Annotated in this window: 24 protein-coding genes; 8 read left to right on the top strand and 16 right to left on the bottom strand. The window is 70.5% G+C overall.

The annotated features are described in order from the left end of the window. Positions 1-58: 58 nt before the first annotated feature. A complete protein-coding gene (locus tag IWX63_RS09520; RefSeq protein ID WP_199277930.1) occupies positions 59-322 on the bottom strand; it encodes a hypothetical protein in 264 nt (87 codons plus the stop codon). Between the two features lie 150 nt (positions 323-472). Here IWX63_RS09520 and IWX63_RS09515 point away from each other — a divergent pair, with 150 nt between their 5' ends. Next, positions 473-904 (top strand): excisionase family DNA-binding protein, encoded by a 432-nt coding sequence (locus tag IWX63_RS09515; RefSeq protein ID WP_199277929.1) that lies wholly within the window; start codon positions 473-475, stop codon positions 902-904. A gap of 26 nt (positions 905-930) precedes the next feature. On the opposite strand, the gene IWX63_RS09510 is transcribed toward IWX63_RS09515, so the two are convergent. Next, on the bottom strand, positions 931-2,160 hold the full coding sequence (locus tag IWX63_RS09510) for a PucR family transcriptional regulator (RefSeq protein ID WP_199277928.1): 1,230 nt from the start codon (positions 2,158-2,160) through the stop codon (positions 931-933). A gap of 267 nt (positions 2,161-2,427) precedes the next feature. Between IWX63_RS09510 and ald the strand changes: the two genes are divergently transcribed. After that, on the top strand, positions 2,428-3,540 hold the full coding sequence (gene ald, locus IWX63_RS09505; RefSeq protein WP_199278091.1) for an alanine dehydrogenase: 1,113 nt from the start codon (positions 2,428-2,430) through the stop codon (positions 3,538-3,540). A gap of 35 nt (positions 3,541-3,575) precedes the next feature. On the opposite strand, the gene IWX63_RS09500 is transcribed toward ald, so the two are convergent. From IWX63_RS09500 to IWX63_RS09490, 3 genes are read right to left on the bottom strand one after another with little or no spacing between them, the layout of a single operon-like run. Continuing rightward, positions 3,576-4,640, bottom strand: a complete 1,065-nt coding sequence (locus IWX63_RS09500; protein WP_199277927.1) for a Gfo/Idh/MocA family protein — start codon at positions 4,638-4,640, stop codon at positions 3,576-3,578. Between the two features lie 5 nt (positions 4,641-4,645). Further along, positions 4,646-5,473, bottom strand: coding sequence for a GAF and ANTAR domain-containing protein (locus IWX63_RS09495; protein WP_199277926.1), 828 nt, complete (start codon positions 5,471-5,473; stop codon positions 4,646-4,648). A 49-nt stretch (positions 5,474-5,522) separates the two neighbouring features. After that, positions 5,523-6,152 carry a TetR/AcrR family transcriptional regulator gene (locus IWX63_RS09490; RefSeq protein ID WP_199277925.1) on the bottom strand — a complete coding sequence of 210 codons (630 nt, stop codon included), beginning with the start codon at positions 6,150-6,152 and terminating at the stop codon, positions 5,523-5,525. 108 nt (positions 6,153-6,260) lie between these two features. On the opposite strand from IWX63_RS09490, the gene IWX63_RS09485 reads away from it, so the two are divergent. Further along, the gene (locus IWX63_RS09485) at positions 6,261-6,824 is read left to right on the top strand and encodes an NAD(P)H-dependent oxidoreductase (protein WP_334685792.1); all 564 of its coding nucleotides are present in this window, start codon (positions 6,261-6,263) and stop codon (positions 6,822-6,824) included. A gap of 98 nt (positions 6,825-6,922) precedes the next feature. Here IWX63_RS09485 and IWX63_RS09480 read toward each other — a convergent pair whose 3' ends face one another. The 3 genes from IWX63_RS09480 to IWX63_RS09470 form a co-directional block, all read right to left on the bottom strand. After that, positions 6,923-7,114: a hypothetical protein gene (locus IWX63_RS09480; RefSeq protein WP_199277923.1), complete on the bottom strand. Its 192-nt coding sequence runs from the start codon at positions 7,112-7,114 to the stop codon at positions 6,923-6,925. Continuing rightward, complete coding sequence (locus IWX63_RS09475) at positions 7,111-8,121, bottom strand: lantibiotic dehydratase C-terminal domain-containing protein (protein WP_199277922.1); 1,011 nt, start codon at positions 8,119-8,121, stop codon at positions 7,111-7,113. The genes IWX63_RS09480 and IWX63_RS09475 overlap by 4 nt, the downstream gene beginning before the upstream one ends. Positions 8,122-8,203: 82 nt before the next feature. Further along, a complete protein-coding gene (locus tag IWX63_RS09470) occupies positions 8,204-8,344 on the bottom strand; it encodes a hypothetical protein (RefSeq protein ID WP_199277921.1) in 141 nt (46 codons plus the stop codon). 373 nt (positions 8,345-8,717) lie between these two features. Between IWX63_RS09470 and IWX63_RS09465 the strand changes: the two genes are divergently transcribed. Further along, positions 8,718-9,686, top strand: coding sequence for a helix-turn-helix transcriptional regulator (locus IWX63_RS09465; protein WP_199277920.1), 969 nt, complete (start codon positions 8,718-8,720; stop codon positions 9,684-9,686). A 62-nt stretch (positions 9,687-9,748) separates the two neighbouring features. Next, on the top strand, positions 9,749-11,041 hold the full coding sequence (locus IWX63_RS09460) for an aminotransferase-like domain-containing protein (protein WP_334685764.1): 1,293 nt from the start codon (positions 9,749-9,751) through the stop codon (positions 11,039-11,041). 17 nt (positions 11,042-11,058) lie between these two features. Here the strand turns inward: IWX63_RS09460 and IWX63_RS09455 are convergent, their stop codons facing one another. The 7 genes from IWX63_RS09455 to IWX63_RS09425 form a co-directional block, all read right to left on the bottom strand. Continuing rightward, the gene (locus IWX63_RS09455; RefSeq protein WP_199277919.1) at positions 11,059-11,283 is read right to left on the bottom strand and encodes a hypothetical protein; all 225 of its coding nucleotides are present in this window, start codon (positions 11,281-11,283) and stop codon (positions 11,059-11,061) included. Positions 11,284-11,292: 9 nt separating this feature from the next. Beyond that, positions 11,293-12,999 (bottom strand): dihydrolipoamide acetyltransferase family protein, encoded by a 1,707-nt coding sequence (locus IWX63_RS09450; RefSeq protein WP_199277918.1) that lies wholly within the window; start codon positions 12,997-12,999, stop codon positions 11,293-11,295. A 9-nt stretch (positions 13,000-13,008) separates the two neighbouring features. Then, entirely contained in the window at positions 13,009-13,983 is a 975-nt protein-coding gene (locus tag IWX63_RS09445; protein ID WP_199277917.1) for an alpha-ketoacid dehydrogenase subunit beta, read from the bottom strand. Next, a complete protein-coding gene (gene pdhA, locus IWX63_RS09440) occupies positions 13,983-15,200 on the bottom strand; it encodes a pyruvate dehydrogenase (acetyl-transferring) E1 component subunit alpha (RefSeq protein WP_199277916.1) in 1,218 nt (405 codons plus the stop codon). Before pdhA ends, IWX63_RS09445 begins: the two co-directional genes overlap by 1 nt. 120 nt (positions 15,201-15,320) lie before the next feature. Next, entirely contained in the window at positions 15,321-16,493 is a 1,173-nt protein-coding gene (locus IWX63_RS09435; protein WP_199277915.1) for a histidinol-phosphate transaminase, read from the bottom strand. Beyond that, positions 16,490-17,779, bottom strand: a complete 1,290-nt coding sequence (locus IWX63_RS09430; RefSeq protein ID WP_199277914.1) for a hypothetical protein — start codon at positions 17,777-17,779, stop codon at positions 16,490-16,492. The genes IWX63_RS09435 and IWX63_RS09430 overlap by 4 nt, the downstream gene beginning before the upstream one ends. Then, the gene (locus tag IWX63_RS09425; protein ID WP_199277913.1) at positions 17,776-18,084 is read right to left on the bottom strand and encodes a hypothetical protein; all 309 of its coding nucleotides are present in this window, start codon (positions 18,082-18,084) and stop codon (positions 17,776-17,778) included. Before IWX63_RS09425 ends, IWX63_RS09430 begins: the two co-directional genes overlap by 4 nt. A 183-nt stretch (positions 18,085-18,267) precedes the next feature. Between IWX63_RS09425 and purB the strand changes: the two genes are divergently transcribed. From purB to IWX63_RS09410, 3 genes are all read left to right on the top strand, one after another. Beyond that, positions 18,268-19,698 (top strand): adenylosuccinate lyase, encoded by a 1,431-nt coding sequence (purB, locus tag IWX63_RS09420; protein ID WP_199277912.1) that lies wholly within the window; start codon positions 18,268-18,270, stop codon positions 19,696-19,698. Between the two features lie 62 nt (positions 19,699-19,760). After that, on the top strand, positions 19,761-20,648 hold the full coding sequence (locus IWX63_RS09415) for an endonuclease/exonuclease/phosphatase family protein (RefSeq protein WP_199277911.1): 888 nt from the start codon (positions 19,761-19,763) through the stop codon (positions 20,646-20,648). Positions 20,649-20,718: 70 nt separating this feature from the next. After that, positions 20,719-22,161, top strand: a complete 1,443-nt coding sequence (locus IWX63_RS09410; RefSeq protein ID WP_199277910.1) for a lipase maturation factor family protein — start codon at positions 20,719-20,721, stop codon at positions 22,159-22,161. Here IWX63_RS09410 and IWX63_RS09405 read toward each other — a convergent pair. Beyond that, a complete protein-coding gene (locus tag IWX63_RS09405) occupies positions 22,138-22,704 on the bottom strand; it encodes a 2'-5' RNA ligase family protein (RefSeq protein WP_199277909.1) in 567 nt (188 codons plus the stop codon). The two genes, IWX63_RS09410 and IWX63_RS09405, sit on opposite strands and share 24 nt — an antisense overlap. Between the last annotated feature and the right edge of the window lie 20 nt (positions 22,705-22,724).

Here is a 22,724-nt window from a genome sequence, read left to right as displayed (position 1 = left end):
CGGAAAGGTCAAGCGGGCCCTCTCGCGGCCAGCACGCGGCGGGAGGGAAGCGAGCCGGTCAGTTGTACCAGAACCACTGCGGCGGACGCCACGACGCCGGGACGGCGTGTGCGTTGAAGGTCCCGCATTCGGAGCAGGTATAGCTCGCGCTCGCGGGGAGGAGGTCGGTGGAATGGTCGGCCTGGCGCGCGGGCACGAACTCCTCGAAGATCAGGTAGTCGTCCGTGCGGCACAGGGGGCAGGAGGGGGCTTCTTCGGTGGGCGGGACTGCTACGGCGGAGCTACTGGTACGCAGGCTCCGCCCGTGATCGATTGTTGTCATGAGGTTCACCGTTTCCGTACCTGCAACCGACGCTGGGTGCAGGTACTTGGGGTACGTATACGGCGAGGATAGACCTCTACTACTCAATGCGGAAGCGTTCATTACCACGTAATTGCGTCGATCCGGGGCAACGACTGGCACAATAGCCCCATGAACATCAGGGCCCCCAGATCCGCGGCTGCGCTTCCGCCCGAACAGGCCGCGCCCCTGCGCCGTGCGCTCAGCGGCAGCGCCGACGTCACCGTGTTCGTCGACGGCACCGCGCACCGGCTTCCCGGGGAGGCCCAGGCCGCCGTCGTCGACCTCCTCGCCCGCCTGTCCGACGGCGACGCCGTCCAGGTGACCTCGGTGGCAGAGCTGCTGACCACCTCGCAGGCGGCCGAGCTCGCCGGCATCTCGAACAGCTATCTGCGCAAGCTCACCGACGCCGGCACGCTCCCGGTGGAGTACCGCGGATCGCACCGGCGCCTCCGCCGGGCCGACGTCGAGGACTGGCTGCGCAGCCAGCTGCGCCGCTCGGACCCCTCAGCCGCGGAGCCGGCGGCGTCGGAATCCTCGACGGCGGAGCGCGGCGAAGCGTAGCGGCATCGGCATCGGCATCGGCGATGCTAGGACTGCTCGAAGCGGGGGCGGGAGCGCCACCTGCGGGCCTTGAGCGCAAGGTGCAGTTCCAGCCGCACCATCCCGGCGAGCGGGTCCGCGCCGATGATCGAGCGGATCCTCGTCAGCCGGTTGTAGACGCTGCTGCGGTGCAGGTGGAGTTGCGCGGCCACGTCCTGCACCGAGCCGTTCTTGTCATACAGCAGTTCGAGGACCGGCAGGAGTTCGCCGAGGCGGTCCGCCTCGCACAGCTCGTCGAACCGCACGCTGCCGTGCGCGGGAGCCTGCCAGCCGACCGCGCCGAGGAACTGGTAGACCCCGATCTCGGCGAACGTCGACACCCCGCCGAGCTGGAGATCGACCGCATCCGCCTGGGCTGCGTGCTGGGCCTGACGGAACGCATCCGCGAGGTCACGCGGATCGGCCGCGGGCTCGCTGAGGCCGAGGACGAACCGCCCCGCGGGACGGCCCGCCCGCTTGGCCACCTCGATCCGGCACCGGTCCACCACATGCTGGAGGGCGCTGCGGCCCACTCTCGCCTCGCACAGGAGGACGGAGTGCGTGGACGCCCCGGCGCTGAACAGGACGGGCTCGACGCCGACCGTCGCCTGCAGGGCGATGGTGCGCTGGAGCAGGGCGGCCTCATGCGGGTCCTCCGTCCCGGCACCGGCCGATGACTCGGACAGCTCATGGACGAGGGCCACGCGCCACGGCCCGTGCCCGCCCAGCTCACGCCAGCCGCGCAGGTCCTCCACCGCGGCGGCGACGCCGCGGCAGGCGGCGAGGAACGTGGCCTCCCGCCGGGTGCGCCGCTCGGAGGACGCCGTGTCCGTCTCGAGCAGCAGTTCGGCGAGGCGGTCGATCGTCGGCCGGACCGCCGGCAGGGCAGCGAGGATGCCCGGGGCGGGATCCTCGCTCGAGTGCTGCTGCACCCACAGGTAGCCCACACGGAAGCCCCGGACGAGGAGGGGGACGCACACCCGTCCCAGCATCCCGAGGTCCTCGTTCGCCGGGACGGCGACCGCGCGGACGGCCTGCGCGATCCCGTGGCGGAGCTGCCACTCGCTCACGTCCGCCGGAACCTTCTTGCTCAGCAGGAAGTTGACCCGGACGCGGTCGGCGGTGGTCTGGTGGCTGCTGTACGCGAGGAGGACGCCGTCGGGATCCTCGAGGGACAGGCCACGACCCAGCGTCTGCGCGAGCGACTCGACGAGATCCTCGATCTGCTGGTTCTGCACAGCCCAACAGTAGGCGGAGCCGGCCACCCTGGGCGACACTTGCCGCTCGCGGACTCGACATCTGTCGATGGCCGCTCCGGCGCGGATCTGGTAGTGGTCCAGCTCACATCCGGCGCGAGGGGCGGTATCACGGGTATCGATCACCGCGCGGCACGGTCCGCCCTGCAGGGCATCGCCTGATCGCCGGGAAGGGCCTCCGTTCGCGCCCTGAACCGTTCCCTATTCTGGAGCTACCCCGTCCGCCCGATCGAACCCGTGGAGAACCCAATGATCATCGGCGTCCCCAGAGAAGTGAAGAACAACGAATTCCGCGTCGCCATCACCGCGTCCGGTGTGCACGAGTTCCGGGCCCACGGGCACACCGTGCTCGTGGAACGCGGAGCGGGCGTCGGGTCGAACATCACGGATGCAGCATACGAGGCTGCCGGCGCCGAGCTCGTCGACGCCGCGGACGACGTGTGGGCGCGCGCGGACATGGTCCTGAAGGTCAAGGAGCCGGTCGCCGCCGAGTACCACCGCTTCCGCAAGGGCCTCATCCTCTTCACCTACCTCCACCTCGCGGCGGAACCCGAACTGACCCGGGCTCTCGTGGACGCCGGCGTCACCGCCATCGCCTACGAGACCGTCCAGGACGGCCGCTCCCTGCCCCTCCTCGCCCCGATGTCCGAGGTGGCCGGACGCCTGTCCGTCCAGGTCGGCGCGCAGGTCATGACGGCACCCGCCGGCGGCCCCGGCCTGCTGCTCGGCGGCGTCGCCGGGGTCCGGCCCGCCAAGGTGGTGGTCCTCGGGGCCGGTGTCGCGGGCACCAATGCGACGGCGATGGCCGTCGGCACGGGAGCCGAGGTCACCATCCTCGACATCAACATCGCCCGGCTGCGGGAGATCGACGCCCTGTATGCCGGACGCGTCAAGACGATCGCGTCGAACTCCCTGGAGATCGAGACGTCCGTCCTCGATGCGGACCTGGTGATCGGGTCCGTCCTGATCCCCGGCGCCCGGGCCCCGAAGCTCGTCACCAACGAACTCGTCTCCCGGATGAAGCCGGGCAGCGTCCTCGTGGACATCGCGGTGGACCAGGGCGGATGCTTCGAGGACTCCCGCGTCACCACGCACGAGGACCCCACCTTCATGGTGCACGGATCGCTGTTCTACTGCGTGGGCAACATGCCCGGCGCCGTCCCGAACACCTCGACCTACGCCCTGACCAATGTGACGCTCCGGTACGCCGTGGCGCTCGCCGACCGGGGCGTCCGCGCGGCCTTCGACGCCGATCCGTCCCTGGCGCGCGGGCTGAACGTCGCGTCGGGCCGGGTCGCACACCACTCGGTGTCCGAGGCTCACGGCCTGGAGCTGGCGAAGGACTGGTCGGCACTGGTCTAGTGGTGCGGGGTACCTGATCGGGCGGCCCTGCCCGCTCAAATACCCGGGGGCCCCGGCGGGTAGGTGGCGTGGACCTGTTCGATCAGCCGCACGACGTCGAGGGCCTCCGCCGCCGTCACCGGCGGCGGTCCGCCCCCATGGATGGCGGCGACGAGCCCCGAATAGAAGTCCGGGTACCGGCCGGGGCCGACGGCGAACGGTTCGGCGTCCCCGTCGCGGCCCAGCAGGCCCCGGGGCGGCACCGCGAGGGCTTCGGCCGCGCCCGCGACGCCGTCGGGCCGAACGCCCGCCGCGAGCAGGGCCTCCTGCGGGTCCGTACCCATGATCGTCAATCCGCGCTGCGCCCCGGCGACGCGGAAGCGGGGCCGGACGAGCGGCACCAGGGTCCCCGCATGGAGGTGGCTGGTGACTCCGCCGTCGTGCCGCAGGACGAGGAACGCGGAGTCCTCGGCCGCGCCCCCGCGGTCGTTGCGCAGCTCCGCGTACACGGGAACCGCCGGTCCGAAGAGGGTGAGCGCCTGGTCGACCAGGTGCGAGCCGAGATCGTAGAGCACGCCCCCGCCGTCCGCCGGCCCGGCGTCGCGCTTCCAGGGTTTCCTGATCGACGGTTTCCACGACTCCATCGCCGATTCGAAGGTGCGCACTCCACCCAGGGCCCCCGAAGCGACCGCCGACCGCACCGTCAGGAAGTCCCCGTCCCACCGTCGGTTGTGGAACGGCACGAGGAGCCTGTCCGCCGCGCGTGCGGCGTCGATGAGCCGCTCGCCGTCGTCGGCGTGCACCACGAAGGGCTTGTCGACGACCACGTGCAGGCCCCGCCCGAGCGCCACGGCGGCCAGCGGCGCGTGCGTGGCGTGAGGGGTGGCGATGACGGCCAGATCGAGGTCCGGGACGGTTAGGAGCGCGTCGTCGAGACTCGCGGCCACCCGGGCGGTCGGGTAGGCGGCCCGTGCGGCCTGCCGCCGGTCGGGGCTCGACGTGACGACGACGGCGAGGTCCAATCCGGGATCATGCTGGATCAGCGGTGCATGGAAGACGCTGCCGCCGTGGCCGAAGCCGACCAGCACCGTCCGCAGGGGCCGGTGCTGGATCGGAGCCACGAGCGTCAGGAAGGCTCGAAGTGGGCGCGGGGAACGGTGCCGTTCAGCCCTGCGACCATGCCCGCGGCGAGCACCCGGAGCTTCACGTTGCGGGAGTTGGAGGCCCGACGCATCTTGTCGAACGCGTCCTTCTGCGAGCAGTTGTCCTGCCCCATGATGATCCCGACCGCGAGGTCGATCTCGGTACGGGTCTGCAGTACGGCGTGGAGATCCTCCGCCGTCGCAGCGTGCTGCGCCACGCGTACGGCCAGCTTCAGCGCCTGCGACGCCTGCACCGTGAAGGCACGGGCGACCCGCCGGTAGTCCTCGCTGAACACGGACACTTCCTCGGCGTACAGATTGAGGGCCGCACGTGCCGACCCCTCGAGGTCCAGGGGGAGGCAGAACATGGCGCCGACACCGTTCCGCGTGATGTGTTCCATGAACCCGGGCCAGCGCGCCTCGCTGCGGGCGTCGGCGATGAACACCTCGTCGTGCACGCGCAGGGCGTGCAGGCACGGGCCGTCGTCGTGCTCGTACTGCACCTCGTCCATGGCCCGGGCCTTCTCCCCGCTGCTGCCGACGGTGAGCTGCTCGTGGACCGAACGCTGCAGGGTGATGCCGCAGTAGGTGTCGCCCCGGGTGCCGAGCGTCTCGGCGGTGAACTCGGCCAGCTCCTGCAGGAAGGCCTGCACGTCCGGGTGGTCCACCAGCAGGTCCTGGAGCCGCGCGGCTGCTCTCTCGGGGGGAAGTGCGTCGACCTCGTCGGCCACGACATGGAGGAGCCGGCCTGTCACGGCCTCATCCTGGACTGCCTCACGGGAGTCGGACATCTGCTCGGGTATCTCCTCCACGCTTCACCAACCTCACCTGACGGCCGGCAGGGCGCCGGCGCTTGACAGTCTACAAGGGCCCCGCGGAACTCCGGCTGCTACCTGCGTCCGCTGCGAGGGCGGAGACGAGGACGCGCCAGGACGCGGCGAGGCGGGCGTTCGACATGCCCCGGTGCTCCTGCAGGTGCAGGAGGAGTCCCGCGTTGAGGAAGGCCGACAGCTGGTAGGCGGCCAGGTCGGGATCCGGCACGTGCAGACCCCGCAGCAGTATCGACAGGTGCAGCCGCGTGAGCTGCTGCGTGGGGTGTTCGAGGTCCGGCCCGCCCTGCTGCTCGGCCGCCCGGAGGATCTGCCCGTCGAAGCGCATCCGCTCGATGCTCGCCTCGCCGAAGGCGATCAGCCGCTCGAGCGGCGGCGCGCCCGGCCCCAGGGGCGGAGGGCCGGCCATGAAGGCGTGCTGGAAGGAGCGCCCCGCCTCGTCCGCGAGCGCGTGCAGGAGGCCCGCGCGGTTGCCGAACCTGCGGAAGACGGTGCCCTTGCCCACTCCTGCGCGGCGCGCCACCGCGTCCGTGGTCAGCCGTTCGGGACCGCAGGTGGCGACGAGCTCCGTAGCGGCGTCGAGAATCAGGCGGCGGTTGCGTGCCGCATCGGTCCGCTCTCCGTCGTCGCCCGTGACCCGGAGCAATTCCTCGCCCTGCATGCCGCAACTATAGCGGCGGAATAAAACGGACCGCAGTCCGCTTGAAGAGGGGGACGCATCTGTCGCAGTACCGAACACCCGGCCGCACGGCCCCACAGCCTTGGAGAAATCATGTCCACCACGATCCTGACCCTCGTCGGAAGCCTGCGCGAGGGTTCCATCAACCGCCAGCTCGCGGAAGCGGCCGCCGCACACGCCCCCGAGACCGTCGACGTCGTCACGTTCGATGCGCTGAACGATGTCCCGTTCTACAACGAGGACATCGACAACGACGCCGATCGCCCCCAGGCCGCCGATGCCCTCCGTGCCGCGGCAGCCGATGCGGACGCCGTCCTGCTCGTCTCCCCCGAATACAACGGCAGTATGCCGGCAGTGCTGAAGAACGCCATCGACTGGCTCTCCCGCCCTTACGGCGACAGTGCGCTCGCGAGCAAGCCCGCAGCCGTCATCGGGTCGGCGTTCGGCCAGTACGGCGGGGTGTGGGCGCACGATGAAGCCCGCCGCGCCCTCGGTGTCGCGGGCGCCACGGTGCTCGAGGACGCCAAGCTCTCCATCGGCAGCTCCATCACGCGCTTCGCGGAGCTGCACCCGAAGGACGACGCCGAGGTCTCCGGGCTGGTCACCGGAGTGCTGATGGCCCTCGCCGGGGCGGCCACGCCCGTCGCGGCCTGATCCCCACCCACCGCGAGCAGGTGCACGGGTAACAGCACGGGACGCCGGCGCTCATCGCGCCGGCGTCCCGTCGTTCGTGGTCGGCATGCCGACCGACCTCAGTGCCAGAGGCTGTCCGCCCAGGCGGCATCCCGCAGGTAGTCACGCGCCGGGCCGATCTCCCAGAGCTGGCCCTGCGAGGCGAGGACGCCGTCGTTCTGCATCGACTCGACCTCCTCCGACGAGCAGCCGAGGGCCTCGGAGAGGTCGGTGTCGTCCATGGCCAGCACGATGGTGTTCCTTGCATTCATGGTGCAGTCCTTCGGTCGATGGGTGGGCCGGGCTGCAGAGCAGGACGCATCGTGCGGGCCGGAACGGCCAGCGGCTTCCAGCTCCGCGCGTACAACCCCAGTGCCGCCTCCTCGCGGGCGACGAAACCGAGGCGGTTCAGCGCCATGTGTGCCTGGTACACGGTCAGGTGCTGGGCGCTGCGGCTGACGCGGACCTTGTCCGCCCGGTACAGGTAGGTGTCGAGTGCACGGAACCAGCGCCGCCGCCAGTTCTGGACCGCGGACTCGGAGGCTGTAGCCGCCATGAGCGCGTGGAACCCGGGCGCCTTCGCGGCGACCTGCGCGGTCATCGCCTCACGGACCCCCGAGGCGCGCGGACCGACGTCGGCCGTGCACGTGCGCAGGTGGCTGTCCCAGTAGAAGTCCCACGAGAGTCGCCGGCGGTCCGGCCATCCCGCGGACCGAGGGCCGCGCATCATGCTCTGCGCGGAGTCGAAGAGGATCAACGCCCCGAGCGCCGACCGGCTCTGCATGCGGGGGAAACGCTGAGTGCCCCAGAGGGCGAGTTCGGAGCCGAGTTCGAAGACCTCCTCGGCGAGCTGCAGGCCCTCGACCCCGCCGTACTTGACGAGGTTGGCCTCGAGCTGCGGATCGGCCATCTCCCGGCCGCCGGAGTAGTAGGTGTTGCTCGCGGGAGCCGTGAAATGCTGGCGGACCACCAGCAGGGGCATGCTCCTCGCACTGCGGGTCTGCAGCGCCCGCTGGAAGGTGCGCAGGGGTTCGAGGACCCGGGGGTGCGCGTGGATGCTGAGTTTGACCTGTCCCACGATGCCCGTCGACGGGTCCTCGCACCGGGTGAAGTACCAGCGCTTCGCGCCGAGCGCCTGGGCCTGCGCCACCAGCGGGGTAACCAGCTCTTCGATGATGCCGTCCGCTGCATCGAAGCCACCCGTCGAGAGGGAGAGATGCCACCACTGAGTGCTGACGGCCGTCCGTGAGGCGGTTCGAACGGCGGTCAACTGGCTCATGGCTCTCTCCTTCAGGGTCTGTGATCACCCCCGCTGGGGCGGGCTCTGGGGTGCCCTCCGGGCTCTAGTCCGGAGGCACCTGTTACTTCGGCCAGTCCCAGCTGCTCGCTGTGGGCTGACCCTTGGGCCAGTCCCAGCTAGCCGCGCTGATGGACTGGCCTGCCGGCAGGACAGCTCCCGCCACGATCATCAGGCCTGCAGTTGCGCCGAGTACTTTCTTCATGGCGATCCTTCCTTGCCCGTGTCACGGGTGGTCGAGCTGTCCCCGCACTGCCGATCGGCAGTGCCCGGTCCGTTGCGGGAAGGCCCCCCTCGGGACTTTCCGCTGAACCGGCTTCATCAGAATGTCCGTCGGCGGCAGGTAGTGTCCAGCAGTAGGGGTGGCCGTTTGTGGACATGGCGCGAACAGGACGCGGCGGCGCTGGGTGGACATCGGAGACAGGGGCGCCCCGGCCCCGCCTCCGCGGAACGGCGGGGATCTCGGCGTTCCCGGCACGACTGGATTGCCAGCTTCCCCGGTGTGTCATTAACTGGACATGTCATCTTTTTCGCACGCGATCCGCCGCTGGTACCAGTGGCCGGGACAAGGAGCTCACATGCTGGGTGCGACGTCACTCGAGGTCTACCGGTACGCCGTCGGACACCCCGGCTGGACGCGCTCCGAGGCTTCCGACGCCCTCGGCCTGACGTTGCGGCGCATCGACGAGGCCGTCGGCGAGCTGTCCGACCGCCGGCTGCTCAGCCCGCAGGCCGGCAGCGCGGACGGGCTCGTCGCGGTCTCGCCCGACGTCGCCCTCGCCGACCTCGTCGACGCGGACGAACGCGAGATGCAGGAGCTCAAGGCGCGCATCAGCGCCCAGCGGCGCGAACTGTCCAGCCTCCTGCCCACTTTCCTCGACGCCCGCAAGCACGCCCTCGCCAGCACATCGGTGGAGACCCTCGAGGACCCGCACCTCATCCACCGGGTCCTCATCGACTACGGACGAGACGTCACCGAGAAGGTGTACATCGCGCAGCCCGGCCAGGGCTCGACGGCGGACGTCCACGAGGAGAGCGTCCGGAAGGATCTCGAGCTCCTGGGGAACGGGGTGCGACGGCGGACCCTCTACGACACGAGTACGCGCGACCACGTGCCGACCCGCAAGGCCGTCGAGGCGATCGCCGCGGGCGGCGGGCAGTTCGGCGTCCTCCCGTTCATCCCCCTGCGCATGCTCATCTTCGACGAGAAACTGGCCCTGGTGGGTCGCCGGCTCACGCGCGACGACAAGGCCGCCCTCGTCATCAGGGACCACAGCCTGATCCATATCTTCACGCACCTGTTCGACATCGCGTGGGAGCTCAGCGAGTCCTTCCTCTCCCCGCAGCAGGTCGGATCGCCCTTGAATTCGATGCAGCGCTCCATCCTCCAGGGCCTCGCGAACGGACTGTCCGACGAGTCGATCGCGCGGCGCCTGGACATCAACGTGAGGACCTGCCGACGGCACATCGCCTGGATGCTGGAGACCCTTCGGGCGGACAGCCGCTTCCAGGCAGCCCTCAAGGCGCGCGACGCGGGATGGATCTGAGCGGGTTGCACTGCTGGGCAACACCTGTTGCCTGATGGTGAACCCCCGCCTAGACTCTGGGCGTGACGTCCTCCAGCGAAACCCCCACCGATCTCCTGCCCGCCGAGACCGAAGCAGCTCTCGAACGCGCCGTCGACTCCGCCGCGCGCCACGACCAGCTCTTCTCCCTGCGCGCGGCCAACATCAAGCAGTCGGCGGTGCGCGATGTCTTCGACATCTCCATCCGCCCGGGCCTCGTGTCCCTCGCAGGCGGGAGCCCGTACCTGAAGTCCCTGCCGCTCGAGGACCTCGGCCGGACCGCCCAGAAGATCATCGCCGAGCACGGGCTCGAGGCCCTGCAGTACGGCGGCGGCCAGGGCATGGACGAGCTGCGGCGGCTCGTCTGCGACGTGATGGCTGCCGAGGGCATCCAGGGCGCGAGCCCCGATGACATCGTGATCACCACCGGCTCGCAGTCGGCGCAGGACGTCGCGGCGAAGGTCTTCTGCGATCCGGGCGACGTGATCCTGTGCGAGGACCCCACCTACGTAGGGGCCCTCAACACGTTCGAGGCGTACGAGGTCGACGTCGTCACGATCCCGATGGACGACGCCGGGCTCATCCCCGACGAGCTCGAACGTGTCATCACCGAACTGCAGGCGCAGGGCCGCTCGATCAAGCTCCTGTACACGATCCCCAGCTTCAACAACCCGAGCGGCATCACGATGGCCGCCGATCGACGCCAGCGGGTCGTCGACATCTGCCGCGACCACAACATCCTGGTCCTCGAGGACAACCCGTACGGCATGCTGCGGTTCGACGGTGAGCCGCTGAAGCCCATGCGCGCGGACAACCCCGACGACGTCATCTATCTCGGCTCCTTCTCGAAGATCTTCGCGCCCGGCGTCCGGCTCGGCTGGGCGCTGGTTCCCAGGCACCTCCACCGCCGGTTCTACCTGGCCTGCGAGGCCGTGGTGCTGTGCCCGTCCCCGCTCACGCAGATGCTCGTGAGCGCCTACCTCACCGAGTACGACTGGCGCGGGCACCTGAGCTCCATGCGCAGCCTCTACCGCGAGCGGTGCGATGCCATGCTCGGCGCCCTCGCCGAGGAGTTCCCGGAGGGCGTCCACTGGACCACCCCCGACGGCGGCTTCTTCGTGTGGGTCACCCTCCCGGAGGGCATCGACACGTATCCGCTGCTCTACACCGCGATCGACGCCGGTGTCGTGTTCATCCCCGGCGCCGCCTTCACTCCGTCCGACGAGCCGTCGAACAAGCTCCGGCTGGCCTTCAGCGCCGTCTCGCCCGAGGACATCGTGGAGGGCGTCCGCCGGCTCGCGCCGATCCTGCGCGGAGCGATCGAGCAGAACCGGTAGTCCGCCTCGCCCGGCGCCTACCGCGGCGGGCGCTTCTGCTGACGCAGCGTCACCGCGATCGAGATGAGTGCGGCGACGATCACGAGGATCGACAGCCGTGCCACCGCGCCGAGGTCCGGGAAGGCCAGCTGCAGGACGCTCGACGCGAGGAAACCGATCACCACCACGAGCAGGAGCCTGCTCAGGGGGTAGCGCGGTCGTGGGCTCCGGCCCGGCCTCCCGCCGGGTAGCTGCTGGTCCATGGCCCCACCCTAGTCGAGCAGGAGTGCGGGCTCCTCGAGGATCGAGGCGACGTCGGCCATGAAGCGTGCACTCAGGTCGCCGTCGACCACACGGTGGTCGAACGATCCCCCGAGCGTGGTGATCCAGCGGGGGATCACCTCCCCGTCGAGCACCCAGGGCTTCTGCTTGATCGTGCCGAAGGCCACGATCGCCACTTCGCCCGGATTGATGATGGGTGTGCCCGTATCGATCCCCAGCGCCCCGATGTTGGTGATCGTCAGCGTGCCCCCCTGCATCTGGGCCGGTTGCGTCCTGCCGGCCCGGGCCGTCGTCGCCAGCTCGTTGAGGGCGAGGGCCAGCTCCTTCAGCGAGAGGTCCTGCGCGTCCTTGATGTTCGGGACCATGAGCCCCCGCGGTGTCGCCGCGGCGATGCCCAGGTTCATGAAGTGCTTGACGAGGATCTCGTCCTCCGCCCAGGTCGCGTTGACCGACGGATTCCGCGCCGCCGCCCAGATGACTGCCTTCGCCAGGATCAGCAGGGGCGAGACCCGGATGCCCTCGAAGTCCCGGGACGCCTTGAGCCGCTTCACGAACTCCATGGTCCGGGAGGCGTCGACGTCCACGAAGATGCTCACGTGCGGTGCCGTGAACGCGCTCTGCACCATGGCCTTCGCCGTCGCCCTACGGACACCCTTGACCGGGATGCGTTCGATGCGGCCGCCCCCGAGAGGGTCCGACCAGAAGGAGTCCGCGCCGTCCTGCTCGGCGTCACGCTGGGACTGGTAGCTCATGAGGTCCTGCTTGGTGACCTCGCCCGCGGACCCGGTGGCCGGGACGTCCGCGAGATTGATGCCGAGGTCCCGCGCGGCCTTGCGTACCGGCGGCTTCGCGAGGACACGGTTGATGAGCTGGTTCAGCGGGCTGGTCCGCCCCGGTGCCTCGGCAGGCCGTTCGGGTCGCGTGCCCGCCGGTGCGCTGGGCGCCGCCGGGGCGGGGGACGGCGGGGCGCCGGGCGCGGTGCGCGCTTCAGTATGTGGGCGCGGGGTCGGCGCGGGCGGCGACGGCGGCGACGGCGCGGCGGACAGCGCCTCGGCGGGCGGCGTCCTGCGCGGCCTGCGCTTCACGGCGTCGGCCTTCGGCCCGGTGCCGACCAACGGGCCCGGCGTGGGCTCGGGATCGGCTGCCCCCGGACCTGTGGCATCGGCCCCGTCCTGCCGGGCGCCGGCGAACTCGCCGGGCATGTCGGGTACGGGGACCGCGGCGTCGCCGGTCTGAGCGGCGGACCCATCGGCGGCAGCGCCGCGGGCCGCGCGATCCACGGCGTGATCCGCGCGATCGGCACCGTCCGTGTCGTCGACGCCGGGGCCCGACTGCGCCGGGCCTCGAGTACCGGCCGCGCCGCCGTCGTGCTGTCCCCCCTCCGCACGCGCGGAGGCGCTGGTGCCGCCGGTCGCGGTCGAGGTGCCTGACCCGTCACCATCCCCGTCGCGGGTGTCGGCATCGTCGACGGCGATGATCGGCGTGCCGACCTCGATGGTCTCGCCCTCCGCGACGAGCAGCTCGGACACGGTTCCCGAGTAGGGCGAGGAGAGTTCGACGAGGGACTTGGCGGTCTCGATCTCGCAGATGATGTCGTTGATCGCCACCGTCGCCCCGGGCGCCACCTTCCACTGCACGATCTCCGCCTCGGTGAGGCCTTCACCGACGTCGGGCAGGTTGAACGTCTTGAGCGTCATGATGGTCCTTCAGTATGCGAAGGCACGGTCGAGTGCCTCGAGGATGCGGTCGATGTCCGGCAGGTAGTGCTCCTCCACGCGGGCGACGGGGTAGGGCATGTGGAACCCGCCGACGCGGATGACGGGGGCCTCGAGGGACAGGAACGCGCGTTCGGAGATCCGTGCGGCGATCTCCCCGCCGATGCCACCGAAGGTCGGCGCCTCGTGGGCGACGATCAGGCGGCCGGTACGGGTCACCGATTCGGTGACGGTGTCGAAGTCGATGGGCGAGATGGAGCGCAGGTCGATCACCTCGACGCTGCGTCCGTCCTCCTCCGCGGCAGCGGCCGCGGCGAGGGCGACGGGCACGAGCGGGCCGTAGGCGACGATGGTCGCGTCCGTGCCCGTGCGCAGGACGTGCGCGGAGAACGGGTCACCGGCGGGCGCCGTGGTGTCCACCTCGCCCTTGAGCCAGTAGCGGCGCTTCGGCTCGAACACGATGACGGGGTCCTCGCAGCTGACGGCCTGCTGGATCATCCAGTAGGCGTCCTGCGGGTTGGACGGCGTGATGATCCGTAGCCCTGCGGTGTGCGCGAAGAGCGCCTCGGGGGACTCCGAGTGGTGCTCGACGCTGCCGATGCCGCCCCCGTAGGGGATGCGGATCACCACGGGTGCGCTCAACATGCCGTCGCTGCGCGTGCGCAGCTTGGCAAGCTGGGTGGTGATCTGGTTGAACCCGGGGAACACGAAGCCGTCGAACTGGATCTCGCAGATGGGCCGGTAGCCGCGCAGGGCGAGTCCGATCGCGGTGCCGATGATGCCGGACTCGGCGAGTGGGGAGTCGACGACGCGCATCGCCCCGAAATCCCTCTTCAGGCCGTCGGTGACACGGTAGACGCCGCCGAGCTCGCCGATGTCCTCGCCCATCAGCAGGGTCTTCGGATCCTGCGTGAGGGAGGCGCGGAGCCCCTCGTTGATCGCCTTCGCGATGGTCATCGTCGCCATCAGGCGTGCTTCCCTTCATCGACGAACCCGGCCTCGTACTGCTGGAAGAAGCGGAGTTCCTCCTGCACGAGCGGGTGCGGCTCGGCATAGACGCTCGCGAAGCGGCTCTCCATGTCCGGCACCGTCATGGACAGCACGGCCTCGCGGAGGGCGGTGGCCATGGACCGGGCCTCGACGGCGAGCTCGTCGAAGAACGCGTCATCGGCCAGTTCCTGCGAGCGCAGGTGGGCCTCCAGGCGGACCAGCGGGTCCCGCGGCTTCCATTCCTGCTCGTCGCAGGACAGCCGGTACTTCGTGGGGTCGTCGGCCGTGGTGTGCGCACTCATCCGGTAGGTGTAGGCCTCGACCAGGACGGGTCCCTTCCCGGACCGGGCGTGGTCGAGGGCCCACCGCGTGACGGCTTCGACGGCGACGACGTCGTTGCCGTCCACACGGACGCCCGGGAATCCGTAGCCCTCGGCGCGACGCGCGAGCGGGACCCTGGTCTGGACGGCGGCGGGGACGGAGATGGCCCACTGGTTGTTCTGGCAGAAGAACACCACGGGCGCGTTGAAGGATGCGGCGAACACCATGGACTCATGGATGTCGCCCTCGGAGCTCGCGCCGTCGCCGAAGTAGGCGACCGAGGCAGCCTCCGGCAGTGAGGGATCGGCGAGCTGGTCCCGCTGGATGCCCATCGCGTAGCCGACGGCGTGCAGGGACTGCGCCGCGAGGACGAGCGTGTAGAGGTGGAAGTTCCGCGCGCGGGGATCCCACCCGCCGTTCGTCACTCCCCTGAAGAGGCGGAGGATCTCGGCCGGCTCGACGCCACGGGTGAGGGCGACGCCGTGCTCCCGGTACGTCGGGAAGGCGTAGTCCTGGGGCTGCTGGGCGCGTCCGGATCCGATCTGCGCGGCTTCCTGGCCCGTCAAAGGCACCCAGAGCGCTAACTGGCCCTGCCGTTGGAGGGCCGTGGATTCCTGGTCGAAGCGCCGGAGCAGGAACATGTCCCGGTACAGCGCGCGCAGGTGGGAGGCGTCCGTCGCTGCAAGGTAGGGCAAGAAGTCGACGATCTCACCGTCGATCTCCGCGGTCATGCCGCGGGCCATCGTCCCGTCGGGCGCGAGGACCTGCAGCATGTCCGCCGCGGCGCCTTCGCGCTCACCGACCGCGGAGCGGGCGGCGCGCAGGACCTCCTCGACCTCGAACTCCGCTGCAGGCACACGACTGCCGCTCATAACCACTCCTCACATGACGCAATACATTCTGTTCAGGGAATGTATGTCGTAGGTCATACACCGGAGAACATATGTTCCCGGGACATCCTGATCAAGACTAGTCAGAGCGGCCCCGAGGGCCTATTTGAGTTCGGCCGGCCCGGTCCGGGGCCGGTGGATGTACTCTCCGCACAGCTCGAGGAAGCGCGTGTTGGCGGCCGGCTCACCGATGGAGACGCGTACACCCTCCGATCCGAAGGCCCGCACGGACAGCGCCCGCTCGCCGGCCTTCACTGCGAAGTCCTGGGTGTGCTCGCCGAGCGCGAGCCAGACGAAGTTCCCCTCGGCCTCCGGGATGCGCCAGCCCAGTTCGCGGAGCCCCTCGACGACGCGGATCCGCTCGTCGACGATCGACTGGACGCGGGCTTCGACGTCCGCGATGTGCCGGAGCGACGTCACGGCGGCGTGCTCGGCGATCTGCGATACGGCGAAGGGGACGGCGCTGACCCGCAGGTGCTCGGTGAGGGCCTGCTGGGAAACCGAGTAGCCCACCCGGAGGCCCGCCAGGCCGTGGGCCTTGGAGAAGGTCCGCAGCACGATCACGTTCTCGTGCTCCCGGTACAGCTCGATGCCGTCGACGGCGTCCGGCCGCCGCACGAACTCCTGGTACGCCTCGTCGATGACGACCACCACCTGCGGCGGCAACTTCGCCAGGAAGCCGACCACCTGGTCCCGCGTGAGGATGGGCCCGGTGGGATTGTTGGGGGTGCAGAGCATGATGACGCGCGTGCGGTCGGTGATGGCCGCCGCCATCGCCTCCAGGTCATGCGTGCCGTCCTCGCGCACCGGGACCTGCACGCCCGCAGCCCCCGCGAGGCCCACGCTGATCGGGTAGGCCTCGAACGAGCGCCACGCGTAGATCACCTCGTCGGGTGCGTCGAAATCGTTCTGTCCGGCGAAGGTGGCGAGGATCTGGTTCAGGGCGCCGAGACTGCCCGCACCCGTGACGATGTCGGTCGCGGGAACGCCGAGATGGCCGGCGAGTTCGGTCCGGAGCGCTGTCGTCAGCGGATCCGGGTAGCGGTTGATGGACGTCTCGGAGGCGATCGCGGCGAGGACTGCGGGCAGGGGCGGCAGCGGGTTCTCGTTCGACGACAGCTTGAAGCTCTCCAGCCCCTCGACCACCACGGGCGGTTTACCGGCCGCGTAGCGCGGAAGCCGTCCCAGGACACCGCGCGGGCGGATGCCGGCCGCCTCGGGATCCGCGGCCGCAGGGCCTGAGGATGGTGCCGGACGGTCCTCGATCGATGTCATGGCCATAGCCTAGACCGGCCGTCCGCCTCACGGCGCCTGCTCCCGGACGGTGGAGCACTGCCGGCCGGTAGTCGACGCGTCGCCGTGAAGGAGTACCGGCGCGCCACGCCGCCGGCTCCGGCGGTGGCCAGCAGGGTGGCCGCAGGGGCGAGCGACGGTGCGTCGCCGGCGTCGAGGAGACGCGCTCCCCGCGCATAGTTCTCGAGTTTGTGGGCCGGGCCGAGGCCCCAGGGTTCGTCGGAGCCGTCGGCCCGTTCACCCAGCGGCGGCACCGGGGTGGCGAAGGAGACGGTGGTCCGGTGGCGGTCGTCACCGTTCGGGGACGAGTCGACCTCGGGGACCGTGTCCGCCACGTGCTCCAGGTGCAGGTACTCCGTGTCGCCGGTCGCGGACCACCCCGTGGGGGACCCGACGGTCAGCACGAGTCGGACGTCGTAGCGACCGCCCAGGTGGTCGGATTCCGCGAGGTTGACGGCGTGCAGGCCGCCCTGGCTGTAACCCGCGACCACGAGGGCGTCCCCCTCCCGCGCCCCGGCCCGCTCGAGTGCCCGCAGGACGGCCTCCTCCGTGAAGCGGCTGTCCTCCGCGAGGGCCTCGGCGATCCCGGCCACGTCGAAGGGATTGCTTCCCGCCGCCCCCGCGGGGCTCCCCGCCTGGGTGCCCGGCAGGACGACGACGTAGACGGGCTCGTCGTCGGACCCTGCCCGCAGCACCTCGAAGGTCCCGGGGGCGTCCCCCTCGACCGCGGCCAGCCGCTCCAGCACGCCCCCTACCGTCCCCTCGAACCGCACGGGCGCCCCTGCGTCCCCGCCCTGCAGCGCGATGGGGCCGACGGTCAGGGCGCCGTGGTCGATCGCCGCACGCGCGAGGTTCCGGGCCGCCCCTCCGGATGCCTGGCGCGCGGCCTCGGTCACGGCGAGCGCGACGTCGTCGGCCAGACGGTAGGCGCGCAGGCCTGCGCGCAGCCGTGCCTCCGCCGAGGCCAGCGCGCGGGCGTTCTCCAGGCAGGAGCTCCACGCCCCGTCGATCTGAGCGAGGGCCGCCTGGTACTGCGGCCCGGCGACGCCCCCCGGGAGGTGGAGGTGCATGATCCGCCACGGGAGCTCCCCGACGTCGTGGCCGAGAAACCCGAGGCCGACGGCGACATCCCCCGCGTCCGCGGCGAGGAGCGCCAGCACCCGGGCGGCCTCCTCCAGCTCCTCCCACTGGAACCGGATCCCGCCGATGCCTCCGCGGACGGCCATCGGGCCGTCGTCGCCCACGACGGGGCGCAGCCGGTCCGTCACGGTCCCGCTCCGCGCTGCCGTTCCTCGGCGTCCCGGACCAGGCGGGCGAAGGTGCCCAGTTCCTGCGCGGCGCGCTCGAGCAGGTCCATGGTTCGACCCAAGTCCTCGCAGCGCTCCGCCAGATAGGCCCGGAAGTTGCCGCCCGCGGGAGACTCCCAGGAGAGCAGGCCGACCGACAGGGCATGCCTGCGGATGTCCCCCATCTGCCCTGCATGCCAGTGGAGCCGGGCGGCCATCGCGGCCACCTCGGAGCTCACGACCGCCCACGCCTCGCATGGCGCTCCGCCGTCCATCCCGCCGTCCATGGCCCCTCCCCTCGTCCGCTCGTCCGCTCGTCCGCTCGTCCGCTCGTCCCTCAACGCTAGGAGCGGAACACGGGCGTCCGGACGGTCGGGCCGGTATGTGGACAGTGACCGGACCGGCTCCTGGGCGCGGGAGGTTACGGCACGGGGTGACACCCGCCGTCGGTACCGTGGAAGGATGGGGGAATGGCTGACTCCGTGCTCCCCCGGGTTGAATTCGCTGCTCTGTCCAGAGGGGAGGGGACGTCCCTGACGCTCGGCCCACTCGACGGCCGGTATCGCGAGGCCGTCGCCCCGCTCGTCGACTTCCTCTCGGAGGCGGCATTGAACCGGGACCGCGTCCACGTCGAGGTGGAATGGCTGATCCACCTGACACGGCACTCGGTCCTGCCCGGGACCGAACCGCTGGGCGCTGACCAGGAGGCGCGGCTGCGCGCCATCGTCACGTCCTTCGACGCAGAGTCCGTGGCGGAACTCGGCGAGATCGAGGCCGTCACGGTGCACGATGTGAAGGCCGTGGAGTACTTCATCGGGCGGCGGCTGGACGGGATCGGCATCGGCCGCCTGAAGCCCCTGGTCCACTTCGGCTGCACGTCGGAGGACATCAACAATCTCTCCTACGCGCTCGGAGTGAAGGGCGCCGTCCTGGACGTCTGGCTGCCGGCCGCCCGGGCGCTCGTCGCGTCGATCGCGGACCTAGCGCGCACGTCACGGGACACCCCTATGCTCTCGCGCACCCACGGCCAGCCCGCCACCCCCACCACCCTCGGCAAGGAGATGGCCGTCCTCGCGCACCGGTTGACGCGGCAGCTCGACCGCATCGCTGCCACGGAGTTCCTCGGGAAGATCAACGGGGCCACCGGCACGTACGCCGCCCATTACGCGTCCGTCCCGCAGGCGGACTGGCAGGACGTCGCGCGGTCCTTCGTGGAAGGCCTCGGCCTGGCCTGGAACCCGCTCACCACGCAGATCGAATCGCATGACTGGCAGGCGGAGCTGTATTCCGACGTCGCGCGCTTCAACCGGATCCTCCACAACTTCTGCACGGACGTGTGGAGCTACATCTCGATCGGGTACTTCGCCCAGATCCCGGTGGCGGGCGCCACCGGATCCTCGACGATGCCGCACAAGGTCAACCCGATCCGCTTCGAGAACGCGGAAGCCAACCTGGAGATCTCCTCCGGCCTGCTCGACGTCCTCGCGTCGACGCTGGTGACCTCCCGCTGGCAGCGGGACCTGACCGACTCGTCGAGCCAGCGCAACATCGGGGTCGCGCTGGGGCACTCGCTGCTGGCCGTCTCGAACGTCGCGAAGGGCCTCGCTCGGCTCGACGTCGCCGAGGACGTCCTCGCGGCGGACCTCGACGGCAACTGGGAGGTCCTCGGGGAAGCGGTGCAGATGGTCATGCGCGCTGAGGCGATCGCCGGCGTGCCCGGCCTCGACGACCCGTACGAGCGCCTCAAGGACCTGACCCGCGGACACCGCGTGGACGCCGGACGCATGCGCGAGTTCGTCAGCGGCCTCGGCCTCAGCGCGGAGGCCGAGCAGCGGCTCCTCGCCCTGACGCCCGCGCGGTACACGGGCATCGCGGCGGACCTGGTGGACCACCTCCACTAGACCGGGTGCCGGCGTAGTGCCGGGCAGCAGCCGCAATGCACGTGCCGCACCGGAAGGGCCCCATGCCACGAACACCCGCACCACCGCCGTCGCCCGCCCTGATCAGCGCCAGCCGTTCCTCCCTCCACGTCATGAGCTTCAACATCAGGTACGACCGCCCGGCTGCGCAGCCCGACGACGTGGACTATTGGCCGGACAGGATCGCACCCCTGCAGGACCTGCTGCGCCGGGAGGTCCCGGCCGTGCTCGGGGTGCAGGAGGCCCTCCACCACCAGCTGGTGGTGGTCGAGGCGGCCCTGCCGTCGAGGTACCGCATGATCGGTGCGGGCAGGGACGGCGGCAGCCGCGGCGAGTACTCGGCCATCTTCTACGACGCCCGGCGCCTCCGGCTCATCGAATGGGACCAGTTCTGGCTGTCGGACAGCCCGAAGCTCGTCGGCTCGTCCACCTGGGGCAACGGCGTGACGCGCATCGTGACGTGGGGCCGTTTCCACGACAGCGCGACGGACCGGGAGATCCTGCTCGTGAATACGCACTTCGACCACGAGTCCGAGTACGCGAGGGTCCGCAGTGCCGCCGCGGTGCTCGACCTCGTGCGCTTCTTCCGCCCCAGGCTGCCCACCATCGTGATGGGCGACTTCAATTCCGACGCCGGATCCTCCTCCGCGTACCGGCGGTTCCTCGACTCGGAGGTCCTCGTCGATACCTGGACCCGGGCGGACGAGCACCTCACCCCCGCCTACGGCACCTACCCCCGCTACGGTCGTCCCGTGGACGGCGGAGCGCGGATCGACTGGATCCTCACCACACCCGACGTGCTGGTCCGCCAGGTGGCGGTGAACACCTCCACCCTGGACGGCAGGTACGCGAGCGACCATGCCGCCGTGCAGGCACTCGTCGACCTCCCGCGCCGACGCCACACGCCGGGCGATCCGGCGCCCGTCCACTAGCCCGCAGCGCCGCGGGCTTGCAGGTCGAAACGCCCTTGACGCCCCTCCCCGGTGACCGGACGCTGAGGGGATGGAGTGGATCGCCGGCGTCCTCACCGCCGAGGACTACGAGGTGGGGCGGCAGATCGCACAGCGCGGGGTCGCCGCCGTGTACCTCATCGCGTTCCTGTCCGCCGTCGCGCAGTTCCCGGCCCTCCTCGGCGAGAAGGGTCTCATGCCGGTCCCCGTGTTCCTCGAACGGGCCGGCAGGCGGGCCGGCCCGTCCCTCTTCCATCGCGGCTACACGGACCGCAGATTGCGCGTCGTCGCGTGGACCGGCGCGGCCGTCTCCGCGGTGCTCGTCCTCGGCCTCCCCCAGGCCGGACCGCCGTGGGTCCCCCTGGTCGCGTTCCTCCTGATCTGGTGGCTGTACACGTCGATCGTGAACGTGGGTCAGGCCTTCTACGGCTTCGGCTGGGAGAGCCTCCTGCTGGAGGCAGGATTCATCGTCGCGTTCCTGGGCTCCACGGAGATCACGCCGCCGTTCCTGGTGCTGCTGATGATCCGCTGGCTCGTCTTCCGGCTCGAATTCGGGGCCGGGATGATCAAGAGGCGCGGCGACCGCTCCTGGCGCGACCTGACCGCCCTGTACTACCACCACGAGACCCAGCCCATGCCGAACCCGGCCAGCCGGTTCTTCCACCTGCTGCCGAAACCGCTGCACCGCCTAGAGGTGGCGGGCAACCACGTCACGCAGCTGGCCGTCCCGTTCCTGCTCTTCACGCCGCAGCCGGTGGCGGGCTTCGCCGCGCTCGTCGTGATCCTCACGCAGGGCTGGCTCGTGCTCTCCGGCAACTTCGCCTGGCTCAACACCCTGACGATCATCCTGACATTCGCCACGGTGCCCGATTCCTTCTACGAGGCGGTGTTTCCGGCCCTCGACGTACCCGGCGCCTACCAGCCGACGCCGCTGTACGTCACCGCCGTCGTCGTCCTCGCGATGCTTTTCCTCGCCTACCTGAGCCGGCCTGCCCTGCTGAACCTGTTCGCCCGTCGGCAGCTCATGAACGCGAGCTTCAACCGGTGGCACCTCGGCAACGCCTACGGGGCGTTCGGGAGCGTGACGAAGGTGCGGTACGAGGTGATCGTGGAGGGAACGCTCGACGACGTGGGCCCTGGCGCGCACTGGCGGGAGTACGAGTTCAAGGGCAAGCCCGGTGACCCGTCGCGGATGCCGCGCCAGTTCGCGCCGTACCACCTGCGGCTGGACTGGATGATGTGGTTCCTCGCCCTGGGCTCGGAGCGCGGCTGGTTCACCCCGTTCCTGGTCAAGCTCCTCCAGGCCGACCCGCTGGTCCTGAAGCTGCTGCGCCGCGACCCCTTCGACGGCGAACGGCCCCGCTACATCCGGGCCCGGATGTTCGCCTACCGGTTCTCCACCCGGGAGGAGAAGCGCGCCACCGGCCTGTGGTGGATCCGCGAGCCGCAGGGTGTCCTGGTCCACCCGGCGTCACTGCGCGCCGACGTCCCCTGACCCCGTAAGCCCGGCATCCCCGCCACCGGCCAGCAGGATCAGCCGTTTCTCCTGCGCATCCCACCGGCGGACGGCTCCGGCACGGAGCCGTTCGGGCGCGCGGTCCCGCAGGATGCCGATGGCGGCAGCAAGCTGGTCGGCCGTCAGCCCGTGACCGAGCGTGATGTGCGGGGTCCAGGCCCCCGGGACGGTCGTGGGCACCGGATCAGCGACACCGTCCAGGGCGGCCCAGATCCGCCGGTGCAGTCCGGTCAGCGCGTCGCCGGCGATGACCGGCCGGGCGAGGACGTACTTCCGCCGGGTCGGGAAGACGAGGAATCCCGCAGTCACCAGCTCCGCCGGACCGCCCTGCCCCGCGATCGCGAGTCGGGCGTCGAAGCTGTCGTCGATCCGCCCGGCGGCCGCGAGGGTGACATGCGGGCTGTTGCTGAAGGACTGGTGGCGTGACTGGTTCGGCAGGCCCGCGGCTTCGAGCGCAGCCCAGTCCTCGAGCAGGAAGAGTTCCGACAGCGGGTCCAGCAGGAGTTCGACGCTATCGGCCATGCCGCACCCGTCCTGCTCCC

It is taken from the genome of Arthrobacter sp. CAN_A2, assembly GCF_015752045.1.
Classification (GTDB): Bacteria; Actinomycetota; Actinomycetes; order Actinomycetales; family Micrococcaceae; genus Arthrobacter_D.
Note: the sequence above shows the minus strand (reverse complement) of the source record. Positions and strands in the feature narration are given on the sequence as shown.

Excerpts from the sequence above, each read along its gene's own strand:
- IWX63_RS09520 (WP_199277930.1), bottom strand. The coding sequence starts at position 322 with ATGACAACAATCGATCACGGGCGGAGCCTGCGTACCAGTAGCTCCGCC.
- IWX63_RS09515 (WP_199277929.1), top strand. The coding sequence starts at position 473 with ATGAACATCAGGGCCCCCAGATCCGCGGCTGCGCTTCCGCCCGAACAG.
- ald (WP_199278091.1), top strand. The coding sequence starts at position 2,428 with ATGATCATCGGCGTCCCCAGAGAAGTGAAGAACAACGAATTCCGCGTC.
- IWX63_RS09490 (WP_199277925.1), bottom strand. The coding sequence starts at position 6,152 with ATGCAGGGCGAGGAATTGCTCCGGGTCACGGGCGACGACGGAGAGCGG.
- IWX63_RS09480 (WP_199277923.1), bottom strand. The coding sequence starts at position 7,114 with ATGAATGCAAGGAACACCATCGTGCTGGCCATGGACGACACCGACCTC.
- IWX63_RS09475 (WP_199277922.1), bottom strand. The coding sequence starts at position 8,121 with ATGAGCCAGTTGACCGCCGTTCGAACCGCCTCACGGACGGCCGTCAGC.
- IWX63_RS09470 (WP_199277921.1), bottom strand. The coding sequence starts at position 8,344 with ATGAAGAAAGTACTCGGCGCAACTGCAGGCCTGATGATCGTGGCGGGA.
- IWX63_RS09465 (WP_199277920.1), top strand. The coding sequence starts at position 8,718 with ATGCTGGGTGCGACGTCACTCGAGGTCTACCGGTACGCCGTCGGACAC.
- IWX63_RS09455 (WP_199277919.1), bottom strand. The coding sequence starts at position 11,283 with ATGGACCAGCAGCTACCCGGCGGGAGGCCGGGCCGGAGCCCACGACCG.
- IWX63_RS09450 (WP_199277918.1), bottom strand. The coding sequence starts at position 12,999 with ATGACGCTCAAGACGTTCAACCTGCCCGACGTCGGTGAAGGCCTCACC.
- IWX63_RS09445 (WP_199277917.1), bottom strand. The coding sequence starts at position 13,983 with ATGGCGACGATGACCATCGCGAAGGCGATCAACGAGGGGCTCCGCGCC.
- pdhA (WP_199277916.1), bottom strand. The coding sequence starts at position 15,200 with ATGAGCGGCAGTCGTGTGCCTGCAGCGGAGTTCGAGGTCGAGGAGGTC.
- IWX63_RS09435 (WP_199277915.1), bottom strand. The coding sequence starts at position 16,493 with ATGACATCGATCGAGGACCGTCCGGCACCATCCTCAGGCCCTGCGGCC.
- IWX63_RS09425 (WP_199277913.1), bottom strand. The coding sequence starts at position 18,084 with ATGGACGGCGGGATGGACGGCGGAGCGCCATGCGAGGCGTGGGCGGTC.
- purB (WP_199277912.1), top strand. The coding sequence starts at position 18,268 with ATGGCTGACTCCGTGCTCCCCCGGGTTGAATTCGCTGCTCTGTCCAGA.
- IWX63_RS09415 (WP_199277911.1), top strand. The coding sequence starts at position 19,761 with ATGCCACGAACACCCGCACCACCGCCGTCGCCCGCCCTGATCAGCGCC.
- IWX63_RS09410 (WP_199277910.1), top strand. The coding sequence starts at position 20,719 with ATGGAGTGGATCGCCGGCGTCCTCACCGCCGAGGACTACGAGGTGGGG.
- IWX63_RS09405 (WP_199277909.1), bottom strand. The coding sequence starts at position 22,704 with ATGGCCGATAGCGTCGAACTCCTGCTGGACCCGCTGTCGGAACTCTTC.